The organism is Marinobacter sp. LM1, assembly GCF_042763285.1.
Lineage (GTDB): Bacteria > Pseudomonadota > Gammaproteobacteria > Pseudomonadales > Oleiphilaceae > Marinobacter > Marinobacter nauticus.
On sequence record NZ_CP114373.1, the window covers coordinates 3018450 to 3036095 of the forward strand.

Below are 17646 nucleotides of genomic sequence, written 5' to 3' on the forward strand. Positions count from 1 at the left end.
GATGCCCTGCCCTGCCCCTGAACTGAAAAAGCTGGGCCTTCTGGCACTGCTTGCCTCGCTGCTCACCCTGACCGGCTGTGGCTTTCAGTTACGGGGCAGCTCCCCGGTTCCGGCTGCCCTGCAACCCCTGGCTATTGACTGCCCGTCCTCCCTGCCCGGACAGTTCTGCCAGTCTCTGCGTGAGCAGCTGGAGCTCGGTGGCATCGAGCTACGGAATCCGGGCCAGGCAGACTACCTGCTGCGCCTGTCGGACTACCGCCAGGACCGCCGGGCTTCAGCCATTACCGCACAGGCAGCGGCGGCTGAGTACATTCTGCGCCACACGGTCGCCATGGAGCTGGTGACCAAGGACCAGATCCCGCTGATTGCCACCACCGACCTGAACGCCAGTGAAACCTACCGCTACGACGAGACCAATGTACTCGCCAAACAGCGCGAGGAAAACGAATTGCGGCAACAATTGGGCGACCGCCTTGCCCAACAAGTTATCTTCCGGCTGGCGCCTATGTCCCGACAAAGAATTGATGCCCTGGTTCAGGAATACATCGCCGATGGTGAGGAGCCTGAATCACCATGAAAACCCAGCCCGGCCAACTCCCGCAACTTCTGAAGAAAGGCCTGGCTTCGGTTTACCTGATCTCCGGTGATGAACCCCTGCTGGTTCAGGAATGCTGTGACCAGATCCGCGCCGCCGCCCGTGAGGCTGGCTATCTGGACCGGCTCACCTTTCACGCAGACAATCAGTTCGACTGGAATACCGTCGCTGACGAATGCAACGCCCTGTCCCTGTTCGCTGAAAAACGTCGCATTGAAATTCATCTGCCCACCGGCAAACTTGGCGATGGCCGCCGGGTTCTGGAGCAGGTACTCCAATCCCCGCCAGAAGACGTCATTCTGTTGCTGATCAGTGCCAGACTGGATGCCGCCGAAACCAAGCGTAAATGGTACAAGGAACTTCAAGGCCATGGCGTGCACGTACCTATCTGGCCGGTCGAGGGCGACAAGTTTCCCGGATGGTTGCAGCAACGGGCGACCGCAAAGGGCCTCAGCCTGACCCGTGGGGCCCTCGATATTCTCGCAGAGCGCCTGGAGGGCAACCTGCTGGCCGCCAGCCAGGAGCTGGACCGCCTGACGCTGCTCACCAACGGCAAAACTATCGATGAAGAAACCGTAGAGCAGGCCGTGCAGGACAGCGCCAGGTTCAACGGCTTTGAACTGGTCACGGAACTGCTATCGGGCAAGGCTGTCCATGCCTGCCGCATGATCGGGGTGCTGGAGCAGGAGGGCGAGAACCCTCTTGGACTGCTAACCGTTCTGGTTCGTGACCTTCATCTGATTGTTGAGCTGAAAACCGCCTTACCCCAGGGCGAGAATCCGGCGGGCTTTCTGAAAAAGCGAGGCGTTTTCCAGCCAAAACGCTCGTCCGCCGTCCAGCAAGCCGCTCGACGACTCTCACTGGCCCAGTTACACCATGCAATCAACCTTTGCAGCCAGACAGATCGCGCCGCCAAGGGTTTCGATAGCCTTTCTCCCTGGCATCACCTTCGTGATCTCTCCCTTATTCTGGCCGGCAAGCGGGCCAGCTGATCTGAATCAAAGCAGAAGAACACCGGCCCGATCAGGGACTTGACACTTTTTCACGTTCGGGCGCATTGTAGAACTCCCAACTCATCAGGGAAGGAGAAATACCATGAGTCTGCAAGACGATTTCAACAAGCTGTCCGACAAGATCAAGCAATATCGTGACGAGGCGCGCGTGCAGTTGCACCTTGCAAGGGAAGATGTAAAAGACGAATGGGACGATCTGGAGCAGGACTGGGATCGATTCCGGTCAAAGCTGGATCAGATTTTCCATGATGCCGAAAATGCCAGCAATGAGGCCAGGGAAACTGCCCGCAAGCTGGGTGAGGATCTGAAAACCGGTTATCAGAACATCCGTAACAAACTGAAATAAAGCGTTAACTGGTTAACAAATAGACACATCTCTCCGTGTACAGGGGCTTTGGTCTCACTACCTCTGTGCCATACTTCACAGTAAAAACTGAACAGTTCGTCATAATTTCGTCGAACTGTTCATTTTGCCATCAACCAGCCGTCTGGCTGGCCACGGCGTATGACACGTGCTGTGAGGTATAACGGTCATATGAAAAAAATAATCGCACTCTCCGTCACCCTGACTTTCTCACTTACCGCCGGCATGGTCGTGGGCCAGAATACCCGTTTCAGCGACCCTCAAACGGTCATTGATAATGAATTCTGGGGCAACCTGTATGCCGACGGTGGCTCGTCGTTCTTCTGTGATGCGCCCTTCACCGGCAAAGGGTTTGTCATGACCGATGGCTACGTCTATCCACTCGCCGACATTCGCACTGCCCTGGACTGCGGAACCACCTCCCAGTGTCGCCAGGACAATCGTTATCGGCAGATTACGTCTGACCTTCACAATATGGTGCCGGTGCGAACCCGGGTTGAAATGCGGCGGCGTAACGCCCGGTATGAAAACCTTGGCGAGACCACGGGCGCCGATGATTGCGGAATCCGTGAAAGCGCCCAGTTCTTTGAACCCCCAGAGCGGGTTAAAGGCGACGTTGCCCGCACCATGGCCTATATGGTGGATACTTATGGCCTGCCCTGGCTGGGGGCCACACCGGTGTTCAAGGGCTGGAGCAAACTGGATCCCCCGGATGACCGGGAGTTGAGCCGGCATAAGCGGATTGCCGAAATTCAGGGCAATGAGAACCCGTTTGTAGTGAATCCTGGGCTGATAGAACGTCTATAGACTGACGCAAGCCAGGAGGTGGGGGAGAGCTTTCCGAAACACGCTGTGAATACTTCCATGTACGCTCTGTTCCGCCATCCCTGGCTCCACAAGGTTTCGGAAAGCTCTCCCCCACCTCCTGGCCCAAACCTGAGTTAATAGCATCCATAAAAAAGCAGGCCATCAAGGCCTGCTTTTTTCATTTCTGCTTCAGAAATCTGATCAGATTTCGTTAGCAGCCGGCGCCATCATGGCGTCGCTGCCACTGCGAATGCCTTCGGCCAGAGACACGGTCTTTGGCAACAGGCGGTCGAAGTAGAAGCGAGCGGTCTTGACCTTGCCGGTATAGAAACCAGAGGTGTCGCCCTCAGCTTTCGGAGCGGCAGCTTTGATCACTTTGGCCCACATATACGCCAGTGCGGTGTAGCCGAACATATCGAGGTAATCGACGGCAGCGGCACCAATGGCTTCCGGGTTGTTAGCCGCCTGGTTCACCACGTGCTCGGTCACGTCTGACAGGCGCTCCAGGGAGGCCGCCAGCGGCTCAAGATAGGGGCGCAGGGCTTCGTCGCTGCTGTTGGCTTCGATGAAGGCGGCAACGTCCTGAGCGAACAGTTCGTACAGCTTGCCCTGGCTGCCAACCACTTTACGACCCATCAGGTCCATGGCCTGGATGCCGTTGGTACCCTCATAGATCTGGGTGATGCGGCAGTCTCGGACCAGTTGCTCCTGGCCCCACTCACGGATGAAGCCGTGACCACCGAAGACCTGCTGGCCGATGATGGTAGTGTCCAGACCGCGGTCGGTCAGGAAGGCTTTGGCGACCGGAGTCAGCAGGGCAACCATGCCTTCAGCGTGCTTGCGCTGTTCGTCGTTGTCGGAGTACTTGGAGATATCCAGCCACTGCGCAACGTAGGTAGAGAAGGCACGACCACCCTCTACGTAGCTCTTCATGGTCATCAGCATGCGGCGGACGTCCGGGTGAACCAGAATCGGGTCTGCGGCCTTCTCAGGCTGCTGGGCACCGGTCGGGGCGCGGCTCTGGATACGCTCGTTGGCGTATTCGCGGGCGCTCTGCAGGGACGCTTCGGCGGCCCCGATGCCCTGGATGCCCACACCCAGTCGCTCGTAGTTCATCATGGTGAACATGGCGGCCAAGCCTTTGTTTTCTTCACCAACCAGCCAGCCTTTGGCACCGTCAAAGTTCATCACGCAGGTGGCGGAGCCTTTGATACCCATCTTTTTCTCGATGGAACCACAGCTGAACTGGTTGCGCTCGCCCAGGGAACCGTCGTCGTTCACCATGAACTTGGGCACCAGGAACAGTGAGATGCCTTTCGGGCCCTTCGGCGCGTCCGGCAGCTTGGCCAGCACCAGATGGATGATGTTCTCCGCCATGTCGTGCTCGCCCCAAGTGATGAAGATCTTGGTGCCGGTGATGTTGAAGGAGCCGTCGTCGTTCGGCTCAGCTTTGGTCCGGATAATACCCAGGTCAGTACCGGCGTGAGGCTCGGTCAGATCCATGGCGCCAGACCAGACGCCGGAGTACATATTCGGCAGGTACTTTTCTTTCAGCTCCTGGCTGCCGTGGGCATCCAGGGCCAGGCAGGCGCCGGCGGTCAGCATCGGAGCCAGGCCGAAGGCCATGTTGGCGCCCTGCATCATTTCCTCAAACTGGGCCACCAGCGTCTTGGGCATACCCATGCCACCGAAGTCCGGGTTACCACCCAGACCGTTCCAGCCACCTTCCACGATGGTCTGGTAGGCTTCTTTGAACCCTTCCGGAGTGGAAACTTCGCCTTCGTTCCACTTACAGCCCTGTTCGTCGGCTTCGCGGTTCAGGGGCGCCAGTACGCCGCTGGTGATCTTGCCCGCTTCTTCAAGGATGGCGTCAGCGGTGTCGGGGTCTACGTTTTCTGCAATCTTTGGCAGTGACGCCCACAGGGAGGGTGCGTCAAACACTTCGTTCAGAACGAAACGCATGTCACGAAGGGGTGCCTGATAATCAGCCATGTAAAACTCTCCAGAAATTCAGTCAGTCACTTGGGGGGCGGTGTTGATGCCTCTTCTGTTGGAGGTCGGAGCCCACCCGCTCGGCTATGTGTCCGAAACAAGGTTGTTGTTCTATGGCGCGCTATTCTACCTCAAAACACGCCGGCAACTCATGAAAAAAGCCCGCCTCCTGCGGGAGAACGGGCTTTCTCTGTGCCATCAACCAGATAGCAACCCCGCCTTAGATAGCGAAGGCTTCTTCCGGCATGTCCAGCAGGCTGTCTGCACCGGCCAGCATGGTTTCTGCGTGAGTCCGGGTGCGCGGCAGCAGACGCTTGAAGTAGAAGCGCGCAGACTGAACCTTGGCGTTGTAGAACATCTCCTCGGAGGTGCCTTCAGCCATCTTGTCCAGTGCCACCTTGGCCATACGGGCCCACAGGTAAGCGAAGACCGCGTAACCGGAGTACATCAGGTAATCCACAGCAGCGGCACCGACTTCCTCGCGGTTCTTCATGGCAGTCATACCAACCTTCATGGTCAGATCGCCCCACTCCTTGTTGATCGCAGCCAGCGGCTCGATAAACTCTTTCAGCTGCTCGTTGTCGGCGTTCTCTTTGCAGAAGACGTGAACCTGCTTGGTGAACACTTTCAGAGCTTCGCCCTGGGTCATCAGAACCTTACGGCCCAGCAGATCCAGCGCCTGGATACCAGTGGTACCCTCGTAGATCATGCCGATGCGGGAATCACGAACGTTCTGCTCCATGCCCCACTCGGTGATGAAGCCGTGGCCACCGAAGACCTGCATACCCAGGTTGGCAGACTCGTAACCGATCTCGGTCAGGAATGCCTTGGCGATCGGGGTCAGGAAGCCCAGCAGCGCGTCTGCGTGCTTGCGCTCTTCCTCGGTCTTGCCGGAGTGAACCACGTCCACTTGCTGGCCAGCCAGGTAGATCAGGGCGCGGGCGCCTTCAGCCACAACCTTCTGGGTCAGCAGCATGCGGCGTACGTCCGGGTGCACGATGATCGGGTCAGCGATGCCGTCCGGATTCTTCGGACCGCTCAGGGAACGCATAGCCAGACGCTCCTTGGCGTAGGCCAGGGAACCCTGGAAGCCCAGCTCGGCAGAACCCAGGCCCTGGATGGCAGTACCGATACGGGCAGTGTTCATGAACGTGAACATGCAGTTCAGGCCTTTGTTCTCCGGCCCGATCAGCCAGCCCTTGGCGCCGTCGAAGTTCATCACACAGGTCGCGTTACCGTGGATACCCATCTTGTGCTCCAGGGAGCCACAGGAAACGGCGTTGCGCTCACCGGCAGAGCCGTCTTCGTTCGGCAACTGCTTGGGCACGATAAACAGGGAGATCCCCTTGGTGCCTTCCGGTGCGCCCGGCAGACGAGCCAGTACGATGTGGACGATGTTCTCGGCCATGTCGTGCTCACCGGCAGAGATAAAGATTTTGGTACCGGTGATGCTGTAGCTGCCGTCAGCGTTCGGCTCGGCCTTGGTACGCAGGGTACCCAGGTCAGAACCACAGTGCGGCTCGGTCAGACACATGGTACCGGTCCACTCGCCGCTGATCAGCTTGGTCAGGTAGGTCTGCTTCTGCTCTTCAGTGCCGTGGGCTTCGATCGTGTTGGTGGCGCCGTGGCTCAGGCCCGGGTACATACCCCAGGACCAGTTGGAGGTACCAACCATTTCGCTGATAACCAGGCCGATGGAATGCGGCAGGCCCTGGCCACCGTAGTTGGGATCGGCAGTCATGGACGGCCAGCCACCTTCAACATACTGCTGGTACGCTTCTTTGAAGCCGGTCGGGGTTTTCACGCCGTCTTCGCTCCAGGTACAGCCTTCCTGGTCACCCACCTGGTTCAGCGGAGACAGTACCTGCTCACAGAATTTCGCACCTTCCTGGATAATGGCATCGACCATATCCGGAGTTGCATCTTCGGCACCTTCCAGATTGGCGTAGTGCTGCTCGCTGTTCAGCAGCTCGTTCATTACGAATTTAATGTCACGCAGGGGCGCTTTGTATTCAGGCATGGAATCCACCTCGGTTCTGGGTCTCAGCTGAAACGGGTTTACAGCTTCTGGCCTCGGGTTTGCTCAGACACCATGATGCAGCGCATCACGGCCTTAATTAAACACTTGTTTGAAACATACGTTTTGGGGCACAGAATTGTCAATAGCCTTGACTGAAATTTGTGTTGGTTTTGTGTTCGATCAGTAAATTTTCACGGCAGAAGTGCCGGGACAGGATCGGAAGACGAAAAGAAAGACCAGACGGAGAAATCAGGCGAACAGGGAGGTCACAGACTCGGAGTAGCGGGAGTCGCCAGCCATGGCAGAAACATTGCGGTAGCTCTCCTCCGCCTCGCGGGAACGGGCACTGCGAGCATCACCCTGGCTTCCCTCAACACGGGCCGAGGCTTCGGCTGTCCCGGATTCGCCCTCACCTGCCGCCAGCTCCGACTGTGCCTGCAACATGGTCTGCATGGCCTGGGCGGCAACGGCACGATCCTGGCCGGAGGGCTGGGCAGGCGCCATGGCAGCAGCCCGCACCACGCGCATTTTTTCAATGGTGGCCTGGGGATCCCCCGCCACCGGCGAAACGTCGATGGGAACTTCGCCGCCCACCGCATACTGGGCGCCATCCGGCCCCCGCTGATAGGTGAACGACATGGCGCCCGCGTACTGCCCCCCAACAGCCTGATGCGCTGCCTCATGGGCGCGCACTTCCCGATCCCGGGCCTTGAGCTCGGTTAACTGCTTCAGTTCTTCATCGGTCAGACCTTGCGGATTCTCTCGGGCGTCCGGGCGTGATTCGGAGGATTGGTCGGATCTTCGACCTTCGGAAGACTGCTCAACCGGCTTCGAAGTTGATGAAGTATCGCCACTGGCAGGCTTTTCACCGGAAGCCTCTGGCGTTCGCCCACTGCCTGCGACCGGCGCGGACGCACCGGTGGGAGAGCCGGAGAAGATGGGAGCGATTGAAGCGAGTACGTTCACAGGAACCTGGCTCAGGCGCGAATATCCAGCAGGGTACCCAGCGTTTCATCAGCGGTTTTAACGACCTGGGCCGAGGCCTCAACGCTGCGCTCGTATAGTTTCAGATCAATCATGGGTTCCACCAGATTGCCAGCGCCCTCCGCTGAGCCCTGAGGACCGTCAACGCCACCTCGGGCAATTTTCCGGGCCGCGCTCTCCATGCCCACCATGCCGTCCTGGATACCCTGAATCCCGATAGCAAGTGTGTTATTGATCATGAGCAGCCGTTCCTGTGACGAACCTTTGACCTGATTAACTCACATTTCTGGTCAATTTTCAATCAGCGGTGTGATATTCAGATACCGAGACAGGATCGCCGGCATCTCGGCGGTATCGGTATTTTCCAACCAGGGAAGCACACCGAGGCAAGGCGCGCCGAGGTGGGTGGACAGGTAGTTCAGGGTATCCTGTTCGCAACTCATCACCTGTTCTTCGGGATGGTTACCTACCCAGCCTGCAACAACCAGTCCGTCGGCGCGAATCGCTTCGGCGCTGAGCATGGCATGATTGATACAGCCCAGTTGCAGCGGCACAACCAGTATCACCGGCAGTTTCAACTCTCCCGGCACCGCTGCGTAGGTTTCCCGATCATTGAGTGGTACTCGCCAGCCACCGGCGCCTTCGATCAGCAGAAGATCGGCGGGGCGGATCTGCATGCCACGACAAAACCCGACGATTCGCTGGGCGGTGACCTGTTTCCCGGCCTGCTGGGCAGCTACGTGGGGGGCGATGGCGGGCTTGAGGGCGATGGGGTTGATGGTGTCGTAGGGTAGTTTTTCGGTGATGGCCGCCTGCAGCATCAGGGCGTCTTCGTTTCTCAGGCCCTCAGGGGTCTGGTCGCAGCCGGAAGCGATGGGTTTCATGGCCAGGGTTCGCTTGCCGGCGGATTTGGCCGCCTCGAGAATGGCTGCGGAGACGATGGTTTTGCCGACGCCGGTGTCGGTGCCTGTAATGAAATAAGTGTGTTTGGCCATGCCTGAAATGTTCCTACGATTAGCGTAAGACGAGGGCAGGGGTACTCTTTCCAGGACACGCTACAAGCACATCCATGTGCGCTTGATTCGGGCCATCCATGGCCCTCAACAGTCCTGGAAAGAGTACCCCTGCCCTCGCCCGATATTTTTCACGGGTAGTCCGGACTCAATTAAATCCAATACTATCGTTTAACCCAGTATATCCAGGCCGCGCAGTACCCAGCCTCAACGACGTTGTCAGCTCGCGTTGGATAGGCACGACACATCGCCCGAAAGCGCCCCGGCGCCGTCACCGTCCGCCGGCGCTCTTCGCCTCTAAACACCGCACCGAGTTCTTTCAACTCACGATTGAGGTGCATGGGCGACTGGTACGGCAGTGATATGGTTTCAGCAACCTGTTTTGCGTTTGGCAGAACCGTCTCCACGAGGGCCTGCCACTGCGTTTCCGGAACAAAGCGGTTTACGTGCGCCTGTCCCGGATCGGCCTCGGCCCAGGCCTGTTTCAGTTCAGACAAGGTGCCGTCCAACAGCGTCGATATGGCCAGTCGTCCGCCAGGCCTGAGAATTCTTCGGCACTCCCGAAGGATCAGCTCCGGCCGGGCGCTCCACTGAATCATCAGGTTACTGAAGATCAGGTCAACGCTGTTATCCGCCAACGGAATCTGTTCGGCATCAGCGTGTAGCCAGTAGATTGCTCCCGGGCTTTGATTGGCAGCCTCAGCCAGCATGCCTGGTGAAAGGTCTGCGCCGGTAACCGCGGAATGGGGGTATTGCTCCGCTAACTTCCGGCTAAACCAGCCGGTTCCGCAGCCCAAATCAAGAACCGATTCGGGCACTGGCGTGTCTGCAAGCTCGGCGAGCATGGCGTCGCCCATGATTTTCTGTAGGCGGGATGCACCGTCGTAGGTGGCACTGGCGCCCCCGAACCCCCGGGCGATGGACTGCTTGGTTCCGGTTCCACCCTCAACAGGAGCCGTTGGCTCTATTCGGGTATAGATGGTCATAGCGCTGGCTCCCGGGCCACGGCCTCACTCAGGATGGATTGGCTTTTCGCAAGGGCCTGCAGCAAACGGTCAACATCGGCTTCCGTGTGGGCGGCGCTGAGCGTAACCCGCAAGCGGGCCTCGCCCTCCGGCACCGTGGGCGGCCGTATCGCCGTTACCAGCAACCCCTCATCCTCCAATGCGCGGCTGAGCGCCAACGCGGTCCAGTTATCTCCGATCATGAGGGGCTGAATGGGTGTTCGGGATGGCATCAGTTCATAGCCCAGATCCTGAGCACCTGCCCTGAATCGTTGAATCAACGCGTCAAGATGAGCGCGTCGCTCATCGCCGCTCTCAACAGCATCCAGGCTGGCGCAGGTTGCCGCGGCCAGTGCCGGCGGCATGGCGGTGGTGTAGATATAGGTCCGGGCCTTCTGTACCAGGTAGTCAATCAACACGTCAGAGCCAGCGACAAAGGCCCCGGAGGTTCCCACGCCCTTGCCCAGAGTACCGATCAACACCGGCACATCCTCCTGGCACAACCCGGCTTCCAGCACGCTCCCCCGGCCCTGTGGCCCGAGAACACCAATGCCATGGGCATCGTCCACCACCAGAAGCGCATCGTGAGCCTTACAGACGCGAGCCAGTTCCGTGAGTGGCGCAATGTCTCCATCCATGCTGAACACGCCATCGGTAACCACCAGTTTGTGGCCGGAGGTTTCTGAGAGCATGGCTTCCAACGCTGCCACATCACCGTGGGCATAGCGGCGCACGCGGGCACGGCTGAGAATGCAGCCGTCAATGATCGAAGCGTGATTCAGTCGATCCGAGAAAATGGTATCGCCACGGCCCGCCAGTGCAGCAATAACACCCATGTTTGCCATGTACCCGGTGGAAAAAAACAGCGCCGAACTCCTCCGGGTGAACGCTGCCAACCTCTGCTCAAGGCGATGATGGGCCTCGTGGTGGCCGCAAACCAGATGCGAAGCAGCTCCGCCCAGGCCCACCTCCGGCAGCGCCTGCTCCAGCGCCCGCATGTTTTCGCCATGACTGGCCAGGCCCAGATAGTCGTTACTGCAGAACGACAACAACGACCGGCCATCCGCCGTCAGCGTCGGCTGCTGGGGGCCGGCAATCAGGCGGCGGGTTCTGTACAACCCGGCCTGCTTTCGTTGCTCTATCTCCTGGGCGAAGTCACGCATGCGGAATCACGCAGACTCGCGGGTCGCGTCGTAAAACATGTGCCGCGTGGCCTCGTATTCCACCGCCTCGGCAATGGCCTCTTCCTCCTGCTCCTCGGTCGCGCACTGCTCCCGCTGCTCAGGCCGGATGCCCAGCTTGCGGAACAACTGCATGTCCGCATCCGCCTCCGGGTTCGAGGTGGTCAGCAGTTTCTCACCGTAGAAAATGGAGTTGGCACCCGCCATGAAACAGAGTGCCTGCATCTGCTCATTCATCTGCTCACGGCCCGCGGACAAGCGTACATGGGAAGCCGGCATCATGATTCGGGCGACGGCGATAATGCGAATGAAATCAAATGGGTCCAGGTCTTCCACATCTTCCAGCGGCGTCCCCTTCACCTTCACCAGCATGTTCACCGGCACGCTCTCCGGGTGCTGGGGTAAATTGGCCAGCTGAACCAGCAGACCGACACGGTCATCCTCATCTTCACCCATACCCATGATGCCGCCACAACAAACCTTCATACCGGCCTTGCGCACATTGTCGAGCGTATCCAGGCGGTCCTGGTAGGTACGGGTCGTGATGATGTGGTTATAGTATTTCTCTGAGGTATCCAGGTTGTGGTTGTAGTAATCCAGGCCAGCGTCTGCCAGCTCTTTGGCTTCTTCTTCTTTAAGCATGCCCAGTGTCATACAGGTTTCCAGGCCCAGGGATTTCACCTGGCGGACCATATCCAGAACGTAGGGCATGTCTTTCTTTGACGGGCTACGCCAGGCGGCACCCATGCAGAACCGGGATGCCCCTTTTTCTCTGGCAACGCGGGCCTCAGCCACCACCTTCTCAATTTCCAGCAGCTTCTCCTTTTCAAGCCCGGTGTTGTAATGACCACTCTGCGGGCAATACTTGCAGTCTTCAGGGCAGGCACCGGTCTTGATCGAGAGCAGCGTGCTCACCTGAACCTCATTCGGGTCAAAGTGCTCCCGGTGGATGCTCTGGGCGCGAAACAGAAGATCATTGAACGGAAGATTGAAAAGCTCGCGAGCTTCCTGAAGCGTCCAGTCGTGGCGGGTAGCGGTGGCAGTCATGTGAGAGTCCTGTTAACCTTTCCGGGATTTTTGGTTTACGGATAAACCGCGATGATAAACGGACTGATCTCTCTGTCAACCTCGACAAAGGTTAAGGTTAACAGCTCAAGACGCGCCGGACGCTGCGTCACCTGCCTCGCAGGCGCTGCCCAGGATGGCCTTTGCCAGGACTGCCGGAACGACCTGCCCGCCAACCGCTGGTGCTGCCAGACCTGCGCGCTGCCCTTGCCCTTTCCAACCCCGGATGGACGCTGTGGCGAGTGTCAGGCCTCACCACCGTGCTATAGCCGTTCGCTGATACCCTGGCGTTATCAGTTTCCGGTTGATGGCATGATTGGCCGCTACAAATACCACGGCCAGCACAAATTCGCGCGGCCATTACTGGCAGGTCTTGCCGACTACATTGACCATCACCTGGCGCCCGAGGCTCGGCCGGATGTTTTGATTCCCGCCCCCATGCACTGGACCCGGCGCTGGCAGCGGGGCTTCAATCAGGCCCAGGATATTGCCGAGGCGGTGGGAAGGCGACTGGACCTGCCTGTCAACGCCCGTCTGGTGCGACGAACGCGACGGGTTCACGCACAACGGAAACTGGACCGGACAAGCCGGTTGGCCAATCTTCAGGGGCTGTTTGAGGTTACCGGACCGGTGCCGGCAAACGTCGCCATTGTTGATGACGTGGTCACTACCGGAGCCACCGTTCGCGAGTTGGCCTCGGTGCTCACCAGAGCGGGAGCGAAGGAAATCCAGGTCTGGGCACTGGCGCGTACACCCGGCTGATCAATTGGCGAGTTCTGTCAGTACGTGTCCGGCGATGGCCAGACACGAGGTGAGTCCTGGCGACTCAATCCCGAACAGATTGACCAGGCCGTCAATACCATGTTTCTCAGGGCCATCGATGCGGAAATCGGCAAAGCCGCCATCCGGGCCCGCCAGTTTAGGGCGAATGCCCGCATAAGCCGGCTGCAGACGGGCCTCGTCCAGGGACGGCCACCAGCGCCGGATACTGTCGGCAAATCCACGAACACGCTGCGGATCGACCCGATAGCTTTCTTCGTCAATCCATTCCACATCCGGCCCAAACCTGGCCTGGCCAGCCAGATCGAGAGTCAGATGAATGCCGAGCCCACCGGGTTCGGGTATGGGATAGATCAGAGTATTGAATGGATGGCGGCCACTGAAGCTGAAATACACACCACGGGCCAACCATTGTTCCGGCCGCGCACGCTCTGGCAACCCCGACCACAGCCCCGCAAGTGCCGGGGCACCAAGTCCAGCGGCGTTAATCACTTCCCGAGCCTTCAGGGTCAGATCTCCGGCCTCACCCACCTTCAGAACATGCCCCTCAGGACCGGATTCGGCAAACACCACCGGACTGTTCAACGCAATCTGGCCACCGGCGTCTTCCAGTTCACCCTGCAGCGCCAGCATCAGGCCATGGCTGTCCACAATCCCGGTTTCCGAAGACCAGAGCCCGGCAGTGGCCCGGATTGAGGGCAATTGGCACGCCATCGCGGCGCCCTCATATAACGCCAGGGACACACCGTTTCGGCCCGCCTGCGCCTGAATGCCAACAAGACGTTCGGCCTGCGCGGCATCACTGGCGATGATCCACTTGCCGCATTTTCGGTGCGCCACTTTGTGGCTCACGCAGTATTCATAGAGCTGTTGTCGGCCTTCCACGCACAGCCGGGCTTTGAGGGAGCGCTCCGGGTAATAGATTCCGGCATGAATGACTTCGCTGTTGCGAGAGGATATGCCTTCACCAATGGCGGCACCGGCTTCCAGCACCAGCACCTCCCGCCCGGAACGGGCCAGCGCCCGCGCAATGGCAAGCCCGACCACGCCGGCACCGATCACCACGGTCTGTATACTGAACTGCTCCTGGGCCACTCTGCTTTCCTCTACCCGGTTCTCTGGTCGGGAAATTACCGCAGATCAACGCCGGTTGCATTACCTGCCCGCCAAGAACCGTTATACTTGCCCCAAGACAGAACGAACGCAGGGAGCCTGGCGATGTCTGATCGAAAACAGTTTATTACCGTCATGGTGGTTGCCGCGCTTTTTGTCGGCTGGATTGGCTGGCGCGGCTTTGAAGTGACCCACCTGAACGCGCAACTGAAAGAAGACAGAACCGTCGCCAGTTACCCGTACCAGCACCGGGTATTGCGGGTAGAGGGAGATACTGCCGTAATCAGTTCTCTTCGATCCCACTCGGTATCGACCCAGAAGGCCCTGACCGCCGTGTTCCCGGGCATGCGCCATCTGGCGGATACCCATCGTGAATGGCAGAAAGCTGAACGGGAGCTTGCTCAGGTTCAGGCCAGAGCCGGGGATCTTGTCCTGGCCACCGGGCGGGTCAACCGCATTCGCTGGGAGCTGGACGAAAACTGGTACCATCTGCAATCCATGAAAACCCGATACGACACCACATTCTGAGCCCTATGCAGACTGAACCTCCGGCGATCACCCCGTCCTCGCATCCCTACGATGCCCTCACCCCGGAAGTCATTCTGGATGCCATTGAGGCGGAGGGATTCGAGGTCAACGGCCGGCTCTTTGCCCTGAACAGCTATGAGAACCGCGTCTATCAGGTCGGCATTGAAGACCAGCCACCGGTAATTGCCAAATTCTACCGTCCAGACCGCTGGCCGGATGCGGCGATTCTGGAAGAACACGAATTCACCCTGTCACTGCAGGAGGCCGGAGTTCCAGTGGTTGCCCCTTTGGTGCTGCCGGGCGGGCATTCCCTCGGCCAGTATGGGGATTTCAGATTCGCGGTATTTCCGCAGCGCGGCGGCCAGGCCCCGGATACCAGTGTGACCGACACCCTGTATCGACTTGGCCAGTGGCTGGGGCAGATTCACAACATTGGTGCCCTTAAACCCTTTGAGCACAGGCCCGGGTTTGATCTGTTGGCGGGGCTGGAACAGAACAACCAGGTGCTGGTGGAAGGTAACTGGATTCCCGATGATCTCAAACCGGCCTGGAACTCCCTGATTCCGGACCTGATCGCCAACTGCCGCGAACGGATAGCCGAAGCCGGCCCGGTAGACACCTTACGTATTCACGGTGATTGTCACGCCGGCAACATACTGTGCCGGGATGAAACCATGCTGTTTGTGGATCTGGACGACTGCCGCACGGGTCCGGCGGTTCAGGACATGTGGCTGCTTCTGAACGGAGACGCCAGTGAACGGGGCGCCCAGCTTGGCGAATTGCTTGAAGGCTATGAAATGTTCCGGGATTTCAATCGTCGCGAACGCCACCTGATTGAACCCTTGCGATGCTACCGGCAGATCACCCACTGCGCCTGGCTGGCAAGGCGCTGGGAAGATCCGGCGTTTCCGAGATTCTTCCCCTGGTTTTCACAGCCGCGTTTCTGGTCAGACCAGATCCTGTCTTTACGGGAACAGCTGGCCGCGTTACAGGAACCGGCCATCAGCCTGCCGGGCCAATTCTGATTTTCTGACACGAGGTACCCATGAGCGATAACGAACAGCGTTTCACAGCCAAGAGCCTGATTGTGACCGGAGTTGCTGCCATCGTCGGCACGGTACTGGTGCTGGAAGCGTCTGGCCGGATTGATCACTCCGACAACAAGGACCACGCTCCGGTGGGTGAATTTACCGCCATTCACGTCAAACCCGGCGAAACCTTCCGTATGTCCCGAAAATCCTCGGAGCTGCATGCCGTTTGTGAAAACGGTTACCTGGCCATTGCCGCTGACGTCGACCCATCCTTCCGGGGCATCCTGGTCGATTACAAGAACCGGGGGGTTCGCTGCGCACGGCCGTCCCCTACCGACAAGGATCTGGCGACACCTCGCCCCGATGAGCGCGAGGCCGGAGCGGGCGATGAGTAATCGTACGCCCCCGGAGCAACTGACCGACCGGTTATTTGCCACTGAGCGCAATCCGGACGATTTCCGCTTTGACGCGTCCGTCGCCCGGGTGTTTCCGGACATGATCCGCCGCTCTGTCCCCGGCTACACCACCATCATCCCGATGATTGAGGTGATCACGGAACAGTACGTTCAGCCGGGCTCACATTGTTACGACCTGGGCTGCTCGCTCGGTGCGTCCACCCTGGCCATGCGCCACGGCATACCCTACCCGGACTGCACCCTGGTGGGCGTGGACAATTCCGAGGCCATGATTGAGCGATGTGAGCATTATGTCGCTCTGGATGATCACGACCTGCCGGTTACACTGCGCTGCGAGGACATCCTGGGCACCGAACTGAGCAATGCCTCAGTCACCACCCTGAACTTCACGCTGCAGTTCGTGCCGCCCGAGCAGCGGTTGGCCCTGCTGACCCGTATCGGCGACGCCACCCTGCCCGGCGGCGTGCTGGTTTTGTCCGAGAAGATCCGATTTGAATCCGACGCGGAACAGGCCATCCAGACCCGCCTTCACCACGAGTTCAAGAGGGCCAACGGCTATTCGGATCTGGAAATCAGCCAGAAGCGTGCCGCCATCGAGAAAGTGCTGATCCCGGAAACCCTGGCAAACCACCGGGACCGATTGCAGCGCGCCGGCTTTGACCAGGTACTGGTGTGGTACCAGTGCTTCAATTTTGTCTCGATGCTGGCCATCAAGAATTCCTGACTTATCCACCGAAAGACACTCCATGGCACTGTTTGACTGGCACAAGCACTTTGATCCCGTTCTTTCCTACCTGAACGAAACCGGTAACACCCGGTGGACCACAGCCCTGAAAGAACAACTCACTCGACGGTTTGAGGACAACCCCCACGGCGATATGGCACGCTGGCACAACGCACTGCAGTCCTTGCCAGACGTTGCCGATGCCAGGGTCGACCTGAATCAGTCTGCAATCACGTTGACCAGCCCCGGCGGCCTGGATCCAGACGCCATGACCCGCCTTGAGAACGGATTACGGGGACTGATGCCCTGGCGTAAGGGCCCGTTCGATTTCTTCGGCACCTACATTGACACCGAATGGCGCTCAGACTGGAAATGGGACCGGGTAGCACCGCATCTGGCGGATCTGGCGGGGCGTACCATTCTGGATGTGGGCTGCGGCTCCGGCTACCATTGCTGGCGCATGGCTGGAGCGGGGGCCAGGCAGGTGATCGGCATCGACCCGGGGCTGTTGTTCATGTTCCAGTTCCTGGCGGTCAAAGGGTATCTGGGCCAGGCTCCGGTCGATCTGCTCCCGGTGCGCATGGAAGACCTCCCGGCCGACATGGAATGCTTTGACACCACCTTCTCCATGGGCGTGCTGTATCATCGTCGTTCACCGCTGGATCATCTGCTGGAACTCAAGGGCACGCTGCGTCGCGGCGGCGAACTGGTGCTGGAAACCCTGGTTGTAGACGGCCCGGAGGGCTACAGCCTGATGCCCGAAGACCGTTACGGCCAGATGCGCAACGTCTGGTTCTTGCCGAGCTGCCCGACCCTGCTCCGGTGGCTGGACAGAACCGGGTTCCGCAACGCCCGGGTGGTAGACGTCAGTGAGACCACCACCGATGAGCAGCGCCAGACCGACTGGATGCGTTTCAATTCGCTGGCGGACTTTCTGGACCCAGACAATCCCTCGAAAACCATTGAGGGCTACCCGGGCCCCAAGCGGGCGACACTGATCGCGGAAAAGCCCTGAC

19 protein-coding genes are annotated in these 17646 nt (G+C 59.2%); 10 read left to right on the forward strand and 9 right to left on the reverse strand.

Annotated features, from left to right (window positions below; translation table 11 throughout):
- Position 1: 1 nt before the first annotated feature.
- The 4 genes from lptE to OZ656_RS14100 all read left to right on the forward strand — a co-directional run bounded on the left by lptE (position 2) and on the right by OZ656_RS14100 (position 2779).
- Entirely contained in the window at positions 2-577 is a 576-nt protein-coding gene (gene lptE, locus OZ656_RS14085; protein WP_278350253.1) for an LPS assembly lipoprotein LptE, read from the forward strand.
- Positions 574-1587 carry a DNA polymerase III subunit delta gene (gene holA / locus OZ656_RS14090; RefSeq protein WP_278350254.1) on the forward strand — a complete coding sequence of 338 codons (1014 nt, stop codon included), beginning with the start codon at positions 574-576 and terminating at the stop codon, positions 1585-1587. The genes lptE and holA overlap by 4 nt, the downstream gene beginning before the upstream one ends.
- Before the next feature lie 103 nt (positions 1588-1690).
- Positions 1691-1954 carry a hypothetical protein gene (locus OZ656_RS14095; RefSeq protein ID WP_014422133.1) on the forward strand — a complete coding sequence of 88 codons (264 nt, stop codon included), beginning with the start codon at positions 1691-1693 and terminating at the stop codon, positions 1952-1954.
- 189 nt (positions 1955-2143) lie between these two features.
- Positions 2144-2779, forward strand: a complete 636-nt coding sequence (locus OZ656_RS14100; RefSeq protein ID WP_224849993.1) for an endonuclease — start codon at positions 2144-2146, stop codon at positions 2777-2779.
- Between the two features lie 201 nt (positions 2780-2980).
- Here OZ656_RS14100 and OZ656_RS14105 read toward each other — a convergent pair whose 3' ends face one another.
- The 8 genes from OZ656_RS14105 to bioB form a co-directional block, all read right to left on the reverse strand.
- On the reverse strand, positions 2981-4771 hold the full coding sequence (locus OZ656_RS14105; protein WP_278350255.1) for an acyl-CoA dehydrogenase C-terminal domain-containing protein: 1791 nt from the start codon (positions 4769-4771) through the stop codon (positions 2981-2983).
- A gap of 220 nt (positions 4772-4991) precedes the next feature.
- Positions 4992-6791 carry an acyl-CoA dehydrogenase C-terminal domain-containing protein gene (locus OZ656_RS14110; RefSeq protein ID WP_014422136.1) on the reverse strand — a complete coding sequence of 600 codons (1800 nt, stop codon included), beginning with the start codon at positions 6789-6791 and terminating at the stop codon, positions 4992-4994.
- A gap of 249 nt (positions 6792-7040) precedes the next feature.
- The gene (locus OZ656_RS14115) at positions 7041-7757 is read right to left on the reverse strand and encodes a putative metalloprotease CJM1_0395 family protein (RefSeq protein ID WP_278350256.1); all 717 of its coding nucleotides are present in this window, start codon (positions 7755-7757) and stop codon (positions 7041-7043) included.
- An 11-nt stretch (positions 7758-7768) separates the two neighbouring features.
- A complete protein-coding gene (locus tag OZ656_RS14120; protein WP_278350257.1) occupies positions 7769-8014 on the reverse strand; it encodes a flagellar basal body rod C-terminal domain-containing protein in 246 nt (81 codons plus the stop codon).
- Between the two features lie 51 nt (positions 8015-8065).
- Positions 8066-8770 (reverse strand): dethiobiotin synthase, encoded by a 705-nt coding sequence (gene bioD / locus OZ656_RS14125; protein WP_114434184.1) that lies wholly within the window; start codon positions 8768-8770, stop codon positions 8066-8068.
- 182 nt (positions 8771-8952) lie between these two features.
- Positions 8953-9774 carry a malonyl-ACP O-methyltransferase BioC gene (gene bioC, locus OZ656_RS14130; protein WP_278350258.1) on the reverse strand — a complete coding sequence of 274 codons (822 nt, stop codon included), beginning with the start codon at positions 9772-9774 and terminating at the stop codon, positions 8953-8955.
- On the reverse strand, positions 9771-10955 hold the full coding sequence (gene bioF, locus OZ656_RS14135; RefSeq protein WP_278350259.1) for an 8-amino-7-oxononanoate synthase: 1185 nt from the start codon (positions 10953-10955) through the stop codon (positions 9771-9773). Before bioF ends, bioC begins: the two co-directional genes overlap by 4 nt.
- Before the next feature lie 6 nt (positions 10956-10961).
- Positions 10962-12020, reverse strand: coding sequence for a biotin synthase BioB (gene bioB / locus OZ656_RS14140; RefSeq protein ID WP_011786201.1), 1059 nt, complete (start codon positions 12018-12020; stop codon positions 10962-10964).
- A 51-nt stretch (positions 12021-12071) separates the two neighbouring features.
- On the opposite strand from bioB, the gene OZ656_RS14145 reads away from it, so the two are divergent.
- Positions 12072-12800 carry a ComF family protein gene (locus OZ656_RS14145; protein WP_379944655.1) on the forward strand — a complete coding sequence of 243 codons (729 nt, stop codon included), beginning with the start codon at positions 12072-12074 and terminating at the stop codon, positions 12798-12800.
- Here OZ656_RS14145 and OZ656_RS14150 read toward each other — a convergent pair whose 3' ends face one another.
- Complete coding sequence (locus OZ656_RS14150) at positions 12801-13913, reverse strand: NAD(P)/FAD-dependent oxidoreductase (protein WP_379944656.1); 1113 nt, start codon at positions 13911-13913, stop codon at positions 12801-12803.
- Positions 13914-14036: 123 nt separating this feature from the next.
- On the opposite strand from OZ656_RS14150, the gene OZ656_RS14155 reads away from it, so the two are divergent.
- The 5 genes from OZ656_RS14155 to cmoB are packed head-to-tail and all read left to right on the forward strand — an operon-like array spanning position 14037 to position 17645.
- Positions 14037-14459 (forward strand): hypothetical protein, encoded by a 423-nt coding sequence (locus OZ656_RS14155; RefSeq protein ID WP_114434178.1) that lies wholly within the window; start codon positions 14037-14039, stop codon positions 14457-14459.
- Between the two features lie 5 nt (positions 14460-14464).
- Positions 14465-15484: a serine/threonine protein kinase gene (locus tag OZ656_RS14160; RefSeq protein WP_379944657.1), complete on the forward strand. Its 1020-nt coding sequence runs from the start codon at positions 14465-14467 to the stop codon at positions 15482-15484.
- A gap of 20 nt (positions 15485-15504) precedes the next feature.
- Complete coding sequence (locus tag OZ656_RS14165) at positions 15505-15885, forward strand: kinase (RefSeq protein WP_114434176.1); 381 nt, start codon at positions 15505-15507, stop codon at positions 15883-15885.
- Positions 15878-16630: a carboxy-S-adenosyl-L-methionine synthase CmoA gene (gene cmoA, locus OZ656_RS14170; RefSeq protein ID WP_183576489.1), complete on the forward strand. Its 753-nt coding sequence runs from the start codon at positions 15878-15880 to the stop codon at positions 16628-16630. Before OZ656_RS14165 ends, cmoA begins: the two co-directional genes overlap by 8 nt.
- Positions 16631-16652: 22 nt before the next feature.
- The gene (gene cmoB, locus OZ656_RS14175; protein WP_114434174.1) at positions 16653-17645 is read left to right on the forward strand and encodes a tRNA 5-methoxyuridine(34)/uridine 5-oxyacetic acid(34) synthase CmoB; all 993 of its coding nucleotides are present in this window, start codon (positions 16653-16655) and stop codon (positions 17643-17645) included.
- Position 17646 lies beyond the last annotated feature (1 nt).